The organism is Kitasatospora dryopteridis (assembly GCF_050749075.1).
In the GTDB taxonomy this organism is placed as follows: domain Bacteria; phylum Actinomycetota; class Actinomycetes; order Streptomycetales; family Streptomycetaceae; genus Kitasatospora.
This window is the reverse complement of the sequence record NZ_CP192749.1, coordinates 5,644,014-5,658,500: the sequence shown is the minus strand read 5'-3', so window position 1 is coordinate 5,658,500 and position 14,487 is coordinate 5,644,014. Positions and strand designations below refer to the sequence as shown.

The following is a 14,487-nucleotide window of genomic DNA, read 5'->3' as shown; positions in this document are numbered from 1 at the left end:
CTCACAGGTCGGCGAGGTCGGCGGTGGTCTCGGCGATCGCCGGGGAGCAGGTCATGCCGCGGCCGCCGGGCCCGGTGACCAGCCAGACGGCGTCGTTCGGCCGCTCGCGGTGGACGACCCGGCCGGCGTCGAGGCACTGGGCGTACACGCCGGCCCAGCGGCGGCGGATGCGGGGCAGCGGCCGGCCGAGGAGCTGCCCGGCGACGGCGGCGAGGTGCTCGTATGGCTCCTCGACGGTGTCGAAGCCGAACGGCTGCTCGTACTCGTGGGTGTCGCCGACGGTCAGGCCGCCGTCGGTGCGCTGGACCATCAGCAGCTGCATGCGGTGCTCGGCGGCGACCGGGCCCTGCGGCTGCACGGCCTGCAGGGCGTCGAGGGCGGTGCCGGCGTAGGCCGGGTAGTAGCGGAAGCTGTCGCCGTCGGCGACGGAGGTGGTGAGCGGCTCGCCGAGCGGATCGGTCTGCATCATCTGCAGGCGGACCCGGCGGACGGGGAGTTCGGGGGCGAGTTCGCGGACGAGGCCGCCCGTCCAGGCGCCGGTGCAGAGCAGTACGAGGTCGCCGTGGTGCACCTCGCCGTGGTCGTCCCGGACGCCGGCGGTGCCGACCAGGTCGCGGACCTCGCGGCCGGGCAGGAAGGTGTACCGGCCGCTCGCCTGCAGGGCGGCGCGCAGCGCGGGCTGGGCGGTGCGGGGTTCGACGGCGGCGTCGCGGGTGCAGTGCAGGGCGCCGAGGTGGTCGCCGCGCAGGGCGGGGTTGACGGCGCGGGTCTCGGCCGCGTCCAGCAGGCGGTAGCCGCGGTCGGCGGCGTCCTCGCGCTTCACCACCTCTTCGGCGACCGCGAGTTCGGCCTCGGTGCGGAGCACGGTGAGCGAGCCGTTGGCCCGGAAGTGCAGGCCGGGGACGCGCTCGCCGATCCGCTGCCACAGGTCGCGGGCGCGCTGGGCGGCAGCGAGCTCCTCCCCCGAGGCGCGGCCGCCGACCCAGACCAGGCCGAAGTTGCGGACGGACGCGCCGCGGGCCTCCGCCTCGCGCTCCAGGTGGACGACCTCGTGGCCGCGCTCGACGGCCTGCCAGGCGTGCATGGTGCCGAGCACCCCGGCTCCTACGACGATGACTCTCATGCGGCCAGCCTGGGGCGCCCCGGTGTCCGCGGGCCGTCCGGCGGGCGGACTGCGCATGAACCGGTCGAAAAGTTGTACAGACAAGATGGTCGGGCCGGGCCTCCGTCAGCGCAGCCGGACGGTGCGTGCCACCGCTGCGGCACCGCCGACGCGGACCGGCGAACCGGGCACGTTCCCGCGTACCGCGGCCGTGACGGCGGCCGGGGCGCCGAGGGCGTCGCCCATGTCGACGGTGATACCGGGGAGGCCGGTACGGGCCAGGTGGGCGGCGAGGCAGGCGGTGCTGTTGGCGTTGGCGATGTCCTCGGGGACGCCGATGGACGGGGCGAACATCCGGGCCGCCAGGCGGCCCCCGGCCGTCGGCGCGCTGTAGACGTAGCAGCCCAGCAGTCCGAGGTGGTCGCAGGCGGCGCGGAGCCGGTCGGCGTCCGGGGCCAGGGCGGCGAGCACGGACCGTGCGGGCACGGGGACGAGCAGCCGCGGTCGCCCCGCCGAAGCGACCCGGACACCGCCGGCGAGCCCGCCCGGGGCGAGGCCGAGCGCGTCCAGGACCGCGTCGTGCTCCCCGGCCGCCGCCGGCCCGCGCACCTCGACGGCCCCGACGTCGAACGAGGCCGTGAGCGCACCGCCGGCCCGGGCGGCCCGGCCGGCGGAGACACCGCCCGCTGTCCGGACGGTGGCCCGGTACTCCCCGCCCCCTGCGTGCTCGGCCAGGAGGGCCAGCGCCGCCAGCGTCCCGTGGCCGCACGCGGGCAGCTCCCCCGCGGCGGTGAAGAAGCGCAACGACACGTCGGGGCCGCCCGGGCCGCCGCCCTCGACCGACACGAACACGGCGTGCGAGGTCCCGGTCCGGGCCGGGACGGTGCGGCACTGGTCGTCGGGCGGGGTCGCCCCGACCACCACCGCGGTCGGACTGCCGCCGCGCCCCTCCCGCAGACAGGCCTGCACGATCGCTACGGGCAGACCACGCCCGCCCCCGGCAACGGCATCGACCATCGGACCAGGACAGCACCCGCCCCCGGCCCCCGGCAAGACCGCCGACGCGCTGCGGGCTAGTGCGGTGCGCCTGATTCGGCGAGCAGCCGGAGGCGGCCGTCCGTGACTTCGGCGACGTGGTCGGCGACGGCGAGGTGGGTGCGGTCGTGGGTGACCAGCACGGTGGCGGTGGAGCGTTCACGGGTGAGTGCGGCGAGGAGGCCGATCACGGCGGCGCCGCGTTCGTGGTCGAGGGCGCTGGTGGGCTCGTCCACCAGGAGCACCGTCGGCTCGTTCATCAGCGCGCGGGCGATGTTGACGCGCTGGCGCTGGCCGCCGGAGAGCCGTCCCGGGCGGCGCCCGGCCAGGTCGGCGAGGCCGACCGCGTCGAGGAGTTCGAGGGCCCGGGTGCGGGCCGCGCGGGCGGGCCGGCCGGCGAGGTGGGCCATCACCTGGAGCTGTTCGGCGGCGGTGAGCGAGGGCAGCAGGTTGGGCTGCTGGAAGACGATGCCGATCCGGTCGCGGCGCAGCGCGGTGCGTTCGGCGGCGCCGAGGCCCGCGGTGTCGGTGCCGTCGACGAGGACCCGGCCGCTGTCCGGGGCGATCAGGGTGGCGGCGACGGCGAGCAGGCTGGACTTGCCGGAGCCGGACGGGCCGACCACGGCGGTGAGGCTGCCGCGGGGGACGTCGAGGCCGACCCGGTCGAGGGCGGTGAGGCGGCCGTCGCCGTCGGGGTAGGTGAGGGTGACGTCGGCGAGGTGCAGGCTCATCGGAGGCTCCCGAGGGCGGTCAGCGGGTCGACGGAGGTGATGCGGCGGACGGCGAGGGCGGCTCCGGCCGAGCCGAGGGCGATCATCACCAGGGCGGGCAGCAGCAGCGTCGGCGCGTCGAGGACGAACGGCACCGTGCCGGCGACCAGGGCTCCGGCGCCCGCGGCGACGGCGCTGCCGAGGGCGGTGCCGAGCACCAGCAGGACGGCGGCCTGGCCGAGGGCGTCGAGGGTGAGGCGGCGGGTGGAGGCGCCGAGCGCCTTGAGAACGGCGATGTCGCCGGTGCGCTGGATCGTCCAGACGGTGAAGAAGGCGCCGATGACCAGGGCCGAGATGGCGAACAGGAAGCCGCGCATCAGCTGCAGCGAGCCGTTCTCCGAGGTGTAGGCGCCGATCGCGGCGAGCGAGTCCTCGCGGCCGAGGGTGCGGGTGCCGATCCGGTCGTCGGCGGCGGCGAGGTCGGCGCCGGCGGTGGTGCGCAGGGCGACGACGGTGGCGTGCGGGGTGTCGCCGGCCGTGCCGGGGGCGATCCGCTGCCAGTCGGCGAGGCTCGTCCAGATCACGGGGGTGTGGTTGTAGGCGGCGTCCCCGGCGACCGCGGCGACGGCGAGGGTGCGCCGGGTCAGGGTGACGGTGTCGCCGGGGCGGACGCCGAGCTCCTCGGCCGCGGCGGCCGAGAGCACCGCGGAGCCGTCCTGCACCGGCGCGGGGGCGAGCCCGGCGCCGGGCCGGGAGCCGAAGGCGGAGACGGCGGCGGTGCGGGTGCCGGCGGCGGCCTTGGCGGGGGCGATGCCCAGCGGTTCGGCGGCGGTGACGCCGGGTGTCCGTGCCCACTCCTGCCAGGCCTGTTCGGGCAGGGCGGAGTCGCCGAAGGAGGGCTTGCGGCCGTCGGCGGGGGCGGCGAAGGCGAGGTGGTCGGCGGGCAGGCCGATGACGGCGGAGGTGTTGCCCCGGGCGAGGCCCGCGGTGAGGCCGGACAACAGCCCGACCAGCACGGTGATCAGGACGACCACCGTCCCCATGAGGGCGAACCGCCCCTTGGCGAACCGGAGGTCCCTCCAGGCGACGAACATGACGGCGCGGGCTCCTTCCGCGGTGTGCCGGCAGATGTCCTCCACTCTGGTGATCGCGCCTTGCCTTCACATCGCGCCGGGGTTCGATCCTCCGGAATCGAAGGGTGGTGACCGGAATCAACCTTTTGATCGATCGGCGGCCGGGGTGTTGCCGGGTACCGTGGGGGCACCATGAACCCCCGTGCCCTGACCCCCGTGCTGCGCGTCGTCAACCGGTGCCTGCACCTGCTGGTGGCCGGGCTGCTGGCGCTGGCCGCCGCCCGCGCGCTCGCCGGCGGCGGTCCGGGCGCCCCCGGGGTGCTGCTGGCCGCCGTGGGCTTCGGCGCGGTGTACGCGGCGGGGCCGCTGACGCCCGCGGTGGGCCGGCGTCGGGGGGCGACGGCGCTGTGGCTGGCCGCGGTGGGCGCCGTGTGGCTGGTCCTGCTGGTCCTCACCAAGGACGCGCTGTGGCTGGCCTTCCCGCTGTACTTCGTCGAACTGCACCTGCTGCCGCGCCGGCCCGCCCTGGCCGCGGTGCTCGCCACGGCGCTGGCGGCGGCCGGCGCGTTCGCCCTGCACCAGGGCGCCGTGCAGCCGGCCGCGTTCATCGGCCCGGTGCTCGGCGGGGCCGTCGCCACCGCCACCGTGCTCGGCTACCAGGCGCTGTACCGGGAGAGCGAGGAGCGGCGGAGGCTGATCGACGAGCTGACCGCGGCCCGCGCCGACCTGGCCGCGGCCGACCACGCCGCGGGTGTGCTCGCCGAACGCGAGCGGCTGGCCCGGGAGATCCACGACACGCTGGCGCAGGGCCTGTCCTCGATCCAACTGCTGCTGCGGGCGGCCGAACGGGCGCTGCCGGCCGATCCGGAGGCCGCCGGGCGGCACGTCCGGGTGGCCCGGGAGGCGGCGCAGGACAACCTGGCCGAGGCGCGCCGCTTCGTCCGCGCGCTGGCCCCGCCGGTGCTGGACGACCTGCCGCTGGCGGGTGCGCTGGAGCGGCTGTGCGCGACCGCCGCCGACCGGTACGGGCTGCCGGTGCACTTCACGCTCTCCGGGGACGCCGTGCCGCTGCCCGCCGCGTACGAGCCGGCGCTGGTGCGGGTGGCGCAGTCGGCGCTGGCCAATGCGGCGCAGCACGCCGGGGCCGGACGGGTCGAGGTGACCCTCAGCTACATGGGGTCGGAGGTGGCGCTGGACGTGGTCGACGACGGGGCCGGTTTCGACCCGGCCGCCGTGCCCGCCGGCCGCGGGAGCACCGCGGGCGGCGGCACCGGCGGCTTCGGGCTGGCCGCGATGCGGGCCCGGATGCACGCCCTCGGCGGCACCCTGACCGTGGAGTCGGCCGCCGGTCGGGGCACCGCGGTCGCCGCCCAGCTCGCCGTGCCCACCGACACTGCCGTGCCCGCCGTGCCCGCCGCGGGCGGCCGCGTACCCGTGGAGGACCGCCCGTGACCGCGCGCATCCGGCTGCTGCTCGCCGACGACCACCCGGTGGTCCGGGCCGGGCTGCGGGCCGTCCTGGAGACCGAGCCCGACCTGGAGATCGCCGCCGAGGCCGCCACCGCCGAGGAGGCCGTCCGGCTGGCGGCCGAGGAGCGGGTCGACGTGGTGCTGATGGACCTGCAGTTCGGTGCGGGCATGAACGGCGCGCAGGCGACCGCGGAGATCACCGCGCGGCCCGGGGCACCCCGGGTGCTGGTGGTGACCACCTACGACAGCGACGCGGACACGCTCGGCGCGATCGAGGCGGGCGCCACCGGGTACCTGCTGAAGGACGCCCCGCCGGCCGAGCTGGCCGCCGCCGTCCGGGACGCGGCCGCAGGCCGCACCGCGCTCGCCCCCGCGGTGGCCGACCGGCTGCTGCACCGGATGCGCACCCCCGCGACCGCGCTCAGCCTGCGCGAGGTGCAGGTGCTGGAACTCGTCGCCCGCGGTCTGGCCAATCTGGACGTCGCCCGCGAACTGCACATCAGCCAGGCCACCGTGAAGTCCCACCTGGTACACATCTATGCCAAGCTCGGGGTGGACTCGCGCACCGCCGCGGTGGCCGCAGCCACCGACCGGGGCCTGATCCGGCGCTGACGGCCGCAGGGCGCGCACAACTCCTGACACACCGTCACCAGGTGTGCACGCGCGCCGCCTTCCCTCCCCCGCACCCGGTCCTTCCACCGTGCGAACCGGCCATCATGGCCGATCCCCGACGGGAAAAATGAGAATTCCGACTCCCTCGGCATGTCCAGATCGAGCGGTCGTACCCTGTCTGCGGACCGGGGAGACACGACGACGGGGCGGGGGACGGGAATGCACAGCACACACCGGGCTGTCCGTGCACACCGCACGCCGCTCACCGCCGCCCTCACCGCCACCTACGACCTCGCCCTCGGCGGCGGCCCGGACCTCCGCGGCGCCGCCCCCAGACCGGAGATCACCGACTCCTGGGAACGGCTGCGCCGGCTCGGCCTCGACCCGGACGCCGGGCGCAACGTCCGCCGGATCGGCGTCGCCGAGGTCCAGCACCGGCGCCACCAGTCGCAGCTGGACACCGTGCTGCCCATGCTCAGGACGACCCTGCTCGCCTCCGACGACGCCCCCGTCCTGCTCGCCATCACCGACCCCGAGGGCCACCTGCTCTGGCTCGACGGCGCCCGCCACCTGCGCCGCAACGCCGACGGCATCGGCTTCGAGACCGGCGCCCGCTGGACGGAGGACGAGGTCGGCACCAACGGCATCGGCATGGCCCTGCGCATCGAGCGCCCCACCGCCGTCCACTCCGCCGAGCACTACCTGCGCAGTCACCACACCTGGACGTGCGTCGCCTCCCCCGTCCACGACCCGCGCACCGGGCGGCTGCTCGGCATCCTCGACCTCAGCGGCCCGGCCCACCAGGTGCAGCCGCACCTGATGCGGCTCACCGCCACCGCCGCCCGCCTCGCCGAGGCCGAACTGCGCGCCGCCCAACTGGAGTCGCTGCACCGGCTGCGCACCCTCGCCACCGGCCTGCTGGCCAGGGTCAGCGGCCCGGCCCTGGTCGTGGACGGCGCAGGGTGGACGGCCGCCGCGGTCGGCGTGCCGCCGGTCCAGCGGCTGCGGCTGCCCGCCGAGGGCTGGGGCAGCCGGCCGGTGGAGTGGCTGCCCTCGCTGGGCGAGTGCGCCGTCGAACCGCTCGGCGGCGGCTGGCTGGTCCGCCCGCTCGGCGCCTCGCCCGGCGCGGTCGCCGAGCAGAACGCCGGCGCCCGCATCCGGCTCGACCTGCGGCTGCCCGGCCGGCCCGAACTGCACGTCGCCGGGGCGGCCGGCAGCTGGTCGCACGTGCTGACCCCGCGCCATGCCGAGGTGCTGCTGCTGCTCGCCGTCCGCCGCACCGGGATGAGCGCCGCCCAGCTCGCCGAGGCGCTCTTCGGCGACCCCGCCCGGACGGTCACCGTCCGGGCCGAGATGTCCCGGCTGCGCCGCTACCTGGGCGCGCTGCTCGACCACCGGCCGTACCGGCTGAACGCCTCCGCGGCCGTCACCGTCACCGGGCCCGCCGAGCCGCTGGACCTGCTGGCGACCTCCTCGGCCCCGGCCGTCCGCGAACTGCGGTCCGCCCTGCACGCGGGCACCGTCCGGCTGCCTTGATTCGCCCACTCGCCTCCGGGCCCTCTTGACCCGGCGCCGACGGTCTCCCCCAGCCTGACGGCTGGGAGGTGCCCCCATGCTCCGTCGCTCCTTCGTCGCTCCCGCGCTCGCCCTCCTTGCCCGCCGACGGGCAGGAGGGGCCCACCCTTTCGGCACCGGCGGGCCCTTCGGCTCGGGGCGGGTGTCGCCCGCGCTCAGCCGGCGAGCAGGGCGGCGAGCTCGGCGTCGGTCGGGCCGGCGCCCAGCTCCTCCTCGGCGGAGATCAGCGCGTAGGTGCGGTCCAGCCAGGAGCGCACCCGGGGGCGTGATGCCTCCAGCATGGCGCTGCCGTGCGGGGAGTCGAGGGCGATGTGCAGGGTCGAGCCGTGGCACGGGCAGTAGGCCGGCCACAGTTTGATGTCGCCCTGCCCGCTGATCGTGCCGAGCCCGTCGCGGAGCAGTTCACGCGAGAACACCCAGTCCGCCTCGTCGGGACGGCCCAGGTGGAAGGTGAGCAGCACCTCGCAGGGCCGCACGGTGTCGTACCTGAACCGGGTACGCACCTCTCCCACCTGGTCGTCGTCGAGCGCGATCCGCAGTGTCATCACCTCGTCCAGCACCGCCCTCGCGGTGGTGAGTCGGCCCAAGTCGTCGCCCGTGGGGGTGGCGGCGATCGGGTCGGAGGGTACGGACAGCGGGTCGCGCGGCATGACGGTCTCTCCGAGGCGGCTGGGGTTCGCTCCAGCCTGCGGCACCGCCGGGCCCGCGGCAACGGTTGCAAGGGGTTGCAGCGCGCGGGGAACCGTACGATTGGACGGTGCGTCAATTATCCGCCACAGTACGTCATTACGGTTAACACATCCGTTGCGTTCCGGGTCTGGCGGAGATGTCGGTCACCGCTGGTACATTCGTCCCCCTGTCACCGCGGTCGGGGGCCGGTGACGACACCGGGGGGCAGCGGCGTCGGGTGGGGAGGAGGGGAGCCGGTTGGCGCTCCGCGAGGACACCGGGCCGGTCCGCACGGCCGTCAGGTACGGCCGGCACAGTCGGCCCAAGCCGATCGGGGGCAGGTTCCGGCTGCCCACCATCCGTTTCTCCGGTGCGGCGATGGCGATGTCCACCGTCGTCGGGATCAGCGTCGCCACCACGTGGCTGCTGAACGAGCAGCAGGGCGTCGGCCGCCGCCCCGGCATGTCCAACGTCGGTGCCAGCCCGCCGCTGCCCAGCCAGGACGGCCAGGGCACGGCCACCGCCGCCCCGGCCTCCGACACGCACACCGCGCGCAGCGCGCCGGCCCGCAGCTCGCACACCGGCACCGCCCCGGGCCGTCCGGCCGGCACGCAGTCGCCCGCCGCGCCGTCCGGCAGCAGCTCGCCGTCCGCCCCGGCGCCGAGCGGCTCGCCCTCGCCGTCGGGCTCCGCCACCACCGGTGCCCCGCCGACCGCGCGCCCCGTCGCCCCGGAGCCCGGCCGGCCCACGGCCCAGCCGCCCACCGGCGCCCCGACCCCGGTCAAGCCCACCGGCATCGACCCGCTCTCCGGCCGCGCGCACGTGGAGCTCCTCGGGCCGGCCGGCACCCGGCACACCGTCGTCCTGGAGGTCCGCCGGGAGCTGACCGCACTCCAGGTGGAGCTGCGGCTGGTCCGCCCGGACGTGCTGCCCGGCACGGTCCCGTCGAGCACCCTGCCCGGCGTGGTCACCACCGTCTCCCAGGAACGCGGCGTGCTCGTCTACCGGTACACGCTGCCCGCCGGCCTGGACGTCGAGCCCGGCGAGTACGCCTTCGAGGTCCTCGGCGCCCGCCTGCCGGGCACCGACCGGCCCGGTGCCACGGGCCAGGAGACGTGGAGCGCCGCCGCATTCGTCCCCGACGGCCGCAACCCGCACGCGGTCGCCGTCCGCGGCACCTTCGACACCGCCCGCTGACGGGCTGACCCCGGGGGCGCTGGGGTACCCCCCGACCGAAGGCCGGAAAGTACCCCCCGCATCCCTGGAGCCTGCCCATCTGCCCTGGCGGTCAGACGCGGTGGGCGAGGGCGCGGCGCAGGTCGTCCAGTTCGTCGGCGAGCTTCCGCCTCAGGGTGGGCGAGAGGTCCGGCTTGGCCAGGCAGGCCTCGGCGGCCTTCACCGTGCCCGGCAGCGCGAGGCCGGCCGGGAAGAGCGACTGGCCGAGCACCCTGGCGACCTGTCCGCCGCGTTCCCCTGTGGTCGGCACCTGCTCGAAGTACCGCCGCATGTAGGCCTGCTGGAGGTCGGGCCGGCCGGAGTGCCAGAAGCCTTCGGCGGTCGCGGCCAGCAGGTGGTTGGACAGGCCGTCCGGGGTGAACATCTCCTGCCAGGCCCGTTCCTTGGCGGCCGGGTCGGGCAGCGCGGCCCGGGCCCGGGCGGCGCCCTGTTCGCCGATGTTGCTGGCGTCGGCGGCGAGCTCCTCGGCGATCCGCTGTTCGTCGACCGCCCCGGCGGCGGCCAACTGCAGCAGGGCGGCCCAGCGGAGGTCGGCGTCGAAGGGGACGCCGCCGGGCAGGTCCCGGCCGTCCAGCCAGCCGGCCAGCTCCGCGAGCCGCTCCTGGCCGGACGCGGTGGCGACGGCGCAGCGGAGGGCGGCGATCCGCAGGCTCTCCCCGGCGTCCGGCCGGGCCAGCACCGCGCGGGCGGTGTCGCCGAGCAGGACGAGCGCGGCGGGCCGCTGCTCGGGTGCCAGGTAGCGGGCGACGACGTGGTCGGCGGCGAACTTGAGCACCGCCTCGACGATGGTCACGGCGGTCTCGGCGGGCAGGTGGTCGGCGACCAGCTGCAGGTAGCCGTCGGCGGGCAGTTCGGCGGAGCGGACCAGGTCGCGGGCGTGCTCCCAGAGCACGGCGCGGGCGAGCTCGTCCTCGATGCGGGAGAGCGAGGCGGCGACCGTGGCGGCGGAGTGCTCGTCCAGGCGGATCAGCGCCCAGGTGAGGTCGCCGTCGTTGGGCAGCAGCAGCGCGGGGCGGGGTGTGCCGGCCAGTTCGGGGATCACCGTGCGCCCGCCGGGTGCGACGTCCGCGTCCACCCGCTCGCGCAGCACCACCGCGTCGCCGACCCGGTCGTAGGCGCCGATCCGCACCCGGTGGGGCCGGGTGCCGTCGTTGACCAGGACCACCGAGCGGAGGGTGTCGCCGTCCGCCTCGACCTCCAGGCGCAGGGTGTCGACGCCGCTGGTGCGCAGCCAGGCCTCGGCCCAGCCGGCCACGTCGCGGTCGGTGGCGGCGCCGAGCGCGGACAGGAAGTCGCCGAGGTCGGCGTTGCCCCAGCGGTGTTCGGCGAAGTAGGCGTTGAGGCCGGCGAAGAACGCCTTGTCGCCCAGCCAGTGGACGAGCTGGCGCAGCGCCGAGGCGCCCTTGGCGTAGGAGATGCCGTCGAAGTTGACCAGGGCCTCGGCGACCGAGCCCATGGCGATGGCGGCGACCGGGTGGGTGGAGCCGCGCAGGTCGGCGTCGTAGCCCCAGCCCTTGCGCTTGACCGCGAAGGACGTCCAGGCGCCGGTGAAGCGGGTGGACTCGGCGGCGATCCGGTAGCCGAGCATCTCGGCGAAGGACTCGTTGAGCCACAGGTCGTCCCACCAGGCCATGGTGACCAGGTCGCCGAACCACATGTGCGCCATCTCGTGGCAGACCACCATGGCCCGCATCTCGCGCTGGGCCTCGGTCGGCGCGGAGCGGAACAGCAGTTCGTCGCGGAAGACCACACAGCCCGGGTTCTCCATCGCGCCCCAGTTGAACTCGGGGACGAAGGCCTGGTCGTACTTCCCGAAGGGGTAGCGCTCGTCGAAGAGGCCGTGCAGCCGGTCGAAGGAGGCCCGGGTGACCTCGAACAGCTCCTCGGCCTCGCGGTCCAGTTCGGCGGCGAGCGAGCGGCGGGCGTACAGGCCGAGCGGGATGCCGTCGTGCTCGGCGTGCACCGCGTGCAGCGGGCCGCCGACCACGGTGATCAGGTAGGTGGAGATCGGGCCGACGGGGGCGATCTCCCAGCGGCCGTCGGGCAGCCGGGAGGAGGTGCCGTTGCCGATGACCGTCCAGTCGTCCGGCGCGGTCACGGTGACGGTGATCGGGGCCTTGAGGTCCGGCTGGTCGAAGCAGGCGAACATCCGGGGGGCCAGGTCGGGGCCGCAGCTGGCGTAGACGTACTCGGCGCCGTCCGCCGGGTCGGCGAAGCGGTGCAGGCCCTCGCAGGTGTGCGAGTAGGGCATGTCGGCCTCGACCAGCAGCTCGTTCTCGGCCGCCAGCCCGGGCAGTGCCAGGCGGTTCCCGTCGAGTGCGGCGGGGTCGAGCGGTCTCCCGTTCAGCTCGGCCCTGAGCAGCGCGGCGGGGTCGATGTCCACGAAGGAGTCGCGGCCCGGCTCGGCGCAGCCGAACCGGATCATGGTGGTGCTGCGGAACAGGCGGTCGCCGCGGGTCAGGTCGAGGTCCACGGAGTACGACCGGACATCGAGCAGCTGGGCACGGACGGCGGCCTCGGTACGTTGCAGAGCTGGCATTCCAGCATGCTTTCCCAGCCGGACGGGCACCACAAGCCTGTTCTCTGACAGCAGGAAGCCGCTGACAGCGGGTCACCCGGCGTCGGACGGCCGGGGTGCCCTAGGGTGGCCGGGAAGAGAGCCCGGACGCCGCGAGGAGCGAGGAGGAGCACCGTGACCACGGTCCTGACCCAGGGCGGAAACGCCCCACTCAACGCCGCCCGGGTGACGGTGGAGGTGACGGCACCCAAGGCGCTGGACGTCTCCGGCCTGCTGCTGACCGAGGCCGGCAAGGTCCGCTCGGACGACGACTTCGTGTTCTTCAACGCGCCGAACGGCCCAGGGGTGACGCACCGGCCGGCCGCCGCCGGTACGCCCGACGCGATCACCGTGGACACGTCCTCCGTCCCGGCCGGCATCGAGAAGATCGTCGTGACCGCGAGCCTCGACGAGGCCGGCGCCACCTTCGCCGGCACCGAGCCGACCGCCACCGTACGGGACGCCGCCAGCGGCGAGGTGCTGATCACCTTCACCCCGCCCCGGCTGAGCACCGAGACCGCCCTGGTGGTCGTCGAGGTCTACCGCCGCGGCGGCGCCTGGAAGGTCAGAGCCGTCGGCCAGGGCTACGCCAACGGGCTGGCGGGCATCGCCACCGACTTCGGCGTCTCGGTGGAGGACCCGGGGCCGGCCGCCGCCGCCCCGCCGGTGGCCGCGGCACCGCCCGCCCAGCCGATGCAGAAGCCGGCCGTGCCCCCGCCGCCGGCCGCCCCGCCCGCTCCCCCGGCCGCCGCGCCGTCGATGACGAAGGTGACCCTGGACAAGGGCCGGGTCAGCCTCACCAAGGGCGGCTCGGTCTCGCTGGAGAAGGGCGGCAAGCCCTTCCTGTCCGCCGTCCGGATGGGCCTCGGCTGGGAGCCGGCCGGCCGCGGCCGCAACGTCGACCTGGACGCCTCCTGCATCGCCTTCGACGCGCAGCGCAAGCGCATCGAGACCGCCTGGTTCATGAAGCTGTCGATCTTCAACGGCGCGGTCGCCCACTCCGGCGACAACCTCACCGGCGCCGGCGCGGGCGACGACGAGTCCATCACCGTCCACCTGGACGGCCTGCCGCCCGAGGTCTCCGGCCTGGTCTTCGTCGTCAACTCCTTCTCCGGGCAGAAGTTCACCGACGTCAAGAACGCCTACTGCCGCCTGCTCGACGCCGGCAGCGGCCAGGAGCTGGTGCGCTTCGACCTCACCCACGCCGAGCCGCGGACCGGCGTCGCCATGTGCAAGCTGGTCCGCCAGTTCTCCGGCGAGTGGGTGATGACCGCCCTCGGCGAGTACGTCGACGCCAAGACCGCCCGGGGCATGGTCGACCCCGCCGCCCGCATGCTGTAGCGCGGCACGACGGAGGGGACGGGCGCCCACACGCCCGTCCCCTCCTTGGACCGACCGGCAATTGGGACTCCAATTGCCGACCCGTCTCACATACCCGCGGCAGACGGTGCGATCAGCCGCGGGTGGCCATGGCGCGCAGGAAGAACGCCAGGTTGGCGGGGCGCTCGGCGAGGCGCCGCATGAAGTAGCCGTACCACTCCTGGCCGTACGGCAGGTAGACGCGCATGGTGTTGCCCTCCTCCGCGAGGCGCAGCTGCTCCTCGGGGCGGATGCCGTACAGCATCTGGTACTCGAAGCTGTCGGTGTCGCGCTTGTTCCACTCGGCGAGCTGGCCGGCGATGCGGACCATGCGCGGGTCGTGGCTGGCGATCATCGGGTAGCCCTCGCCGCCCATGAGGACCTTGAGCGCGCGGACGTAGGCGAGGTCGACCTGCTCCTTGCCCTGGAAGGCGACCGACTCGGGCTCCTTGTAGGCGCCCTTGCAGAGGCGGACGCGGGAGCCGGCGTGCGCGAGGTCGCGGCAGTCGGCCTCGGTGCGGCGCAGGTAGGCCTGGAGGACGACGCCGAGCCACGGGAAGTCGGCGCGCAGTTCGCGGGCGATCTCCAGGGTGGAGTCGGTGGTGGTGTGGTCCTCCATGTCGAGGGTCACCGTGGTGCCGGCCGCGGCGGCGGCCTCGCAGATCCGCCGGGCGTTCTCCAGGGCGATCTTCTCGCCGTCCGCGGGGAGGAACTGGCCGACCGCCGAGAGCTTGACCGAGACCTCGGCGTTCGCCGCGAGGCCGGTCTCCTTCAGCGCCGCGAGCAGGTGCTCGTAGGCCTCCGCGGTGCCCGCCGCCTGGGTGGCGTCCAGGGTGTCCTCGCCGAGGTGGTCCAGGGTCACCTTGCGACCGCTGGCCACGAGTTCGGCGGTGGCGTCGATGCCCTGCTCCAGGAGGTCGCCGGCGACGAAGCGCTTGACGAGGGCCTGGGTGGGCGGGAACTTCTCGACGACGGTCCGCACCTGGGCGGAGCGGGAGGCGGCGAGGAGGGCGGAACGGAGCATCGGTGACTCCTGGGCTTTCTTCACGGGTGTTGGAGAGGGCGGGACGGCGGCCATGGGGTGTCGGCC

Annotated in this window: 12 protein-coding genes; 5 read left to right on the top strand and 7 right to left on the bottom strand. The window is 75.3% G+C overall.

All coding sequences use genetic code 11. The annotated features are described in order from the left end of the window. Position 1: 1 nt before the first annotated feature. From ACQ614_RS25495 to ACQ614_RS25480, 4 genes are all read right to left on the bottom strand, one after another. Positions 2-1,123 (bottom strand): TIGR03364 family FAD-dependent oxidoreductase, encoded by a 1,122-nt coding sequence (locus ACQ614_RS25495; protein WP_431680995.1) that lies wholly within the window; start codon positions 1,121-1,123, stop codon positions 2-4. A gap of 105 nt (positions 1,124-1,228) precedes the next feature. Beyond that, positions 1,229-2,119 carry a PhzF family phenazine biosynthesis protein gene (locus ACQ614_RS25490; protein WP_431680994.1) on the bottom strand — a complete coding sequence of 297 codons (891 nt, stop codon included), beginning with the start codon at positions 2,117-2,119 and terminating at the stop codon, positions 1,229-1,231. Between the two features lie 56 nt (positions 2,120-2,175). Next, positions 2,176-2,868, bottom strand: coding sequence for an ABC transporter ATP-binding protein (locus tag ACQ614_RS25485; protein ID WP_431680993.1), 693 nt, complete (start codon positions 2,866-2,868; stop codon positions 2,176-2,178). Further along, a complete protein-coding gene (locus tag ACQ614_RS25480) occupies positions 2,865-3,941 on the bottom strand; it encodes an ABC transporter permease (RefSeq protein WP_431680991.1) in 1,077 nt (358 codons plus the stop codon). The genes ACQ614_RS25485 and ACQ614_RS25480 overlap by 4 nt, the downstream gene beginning before the upstream one ends. 171 nt (positions 3,942-4,112) lie before the next feature. Here ACQ614_RS25480 and ACQ614_RS25475 point away from each other — a divergent pair, with 171 nt between their 5' ends. From ACQ614_RS25475 to ACQ614_RS25465, 3 genes are all read left to right on the top strand, one after another. Continuing rightward, positions 4,113-5,372 carry a sensor histidine kinase gene (locus ACQ614_RS25475; RefSeq protein WP_431680989.1) on the top strand — a complete coding sequence of 420 codons (1,260 nt, stop codon included), beginning with the start codon at positions 4,113-4,115 and terminating at the stop codon, positions 5,370-5,372. Next, a complete protein-coding gene (locus tag ACQ614_RS25470; protein WP_363492361.1) occupies positions 5,369-6,001 on the top strand; it encodes a response regulator transcription factor in 633 nt (210 codons plus the stop codon). Before ACQ614_RS25475 ends, ACQ614_RS25470 begins: the two co-directional genes overlap by 4 nt. A gap of 219 nt (positions 6,002-6,220) precedes the next feature. Beyond that, positions 6,221-7,537 carry a GAF domain-containing protein gene (locus ACQ614_RS25465; protein WP_431680988.1) on the top strand — a complete coding sequence of 439 codons (1,317 nt, stop codon included), beginning with the start codon at positions 6,221-6,223 and terminating at the stop codon, positions 7,535-7,537. 194 nt (positions 7,538-7,731) lie between these two features. Here the strand turns inward: ACQ614_RS25465 and ACQ614_RS25460 are convergent, their stop codons facing one another. Further along, complete coding sequence (locus ACQ614_RS25460) at positions 7,732-8,226, bottom strand: SsgA family sporulation/cell division regulator (RefSeq protein ID WP_363492359.1); 495 nt, start codon at positions 8,224-8,226, stop codon at positions 7,732-7,734. 277 nt (positions 8,227-8,503) lie between these two features. On the opposite strand from ACQ614_RS25460, the gene ACQ614_RS25455 reads away from it, so the two are divergent. Continuing rightward, entirely contained in the window at positions 8,504-9,442 is a 939-nt protein-coding gene (locus ACQ614_RS25455; protein WP_431680987.1) for a hypothetical protein, read from the top strand. 91 nt (positions 9,443-9,533) lie between these two features. Here ACQ614_RS25455 and pepN read toward each other — a convergent pair whose 3' ends face one another. After that, positions 9,534-12,020 carry an aminopeptidase N gene (gene pepN / locus ACQ614_RS25450; protein WP_431680986.1) on the bottom strand — a complete coding sequence of 829 codons (2,487 nt, stop codon included), beginning with the start codon at positions 12,018-12,020 and terminating at the stop codon, positions 9,534-9,536. A 165-nt stretch (positions 12,021-12,185) separates the two neighbouring features. Between pepN and ACQ614_RS25445 the strand changes: the two genes are divergently transcribed. Beyond that, complete coding sequence (locus ACQ614_RS25445) at positions 12,186-13,379, top strand: TerD family protein (RefSeq protein ID WP_431684024.1); 1,194 nt, start codon at positions 12,186-12,188, stop codon at positions 13,377-13,379. Positions 13,380-13,491: 112 nt separating this feature from the next. Here ACQ614_RS25445 and ACQ614_RS25440 read toward each other — a convergent pair whose 3' ends face one another. Further along, positions 13,492-14,421, bottom strand: a complete 930-nt coding sequence (locus tag ACQ614_RS25440; RefSeq protein WP_431680985.1) for a proline dehydrogenase family protein — start codon at positions 14,419-14,421, stop codon at positions 13,492-13,494. Between the last annotated feature and the right edge of the window lie 66 nt (positions 14,422-14,487).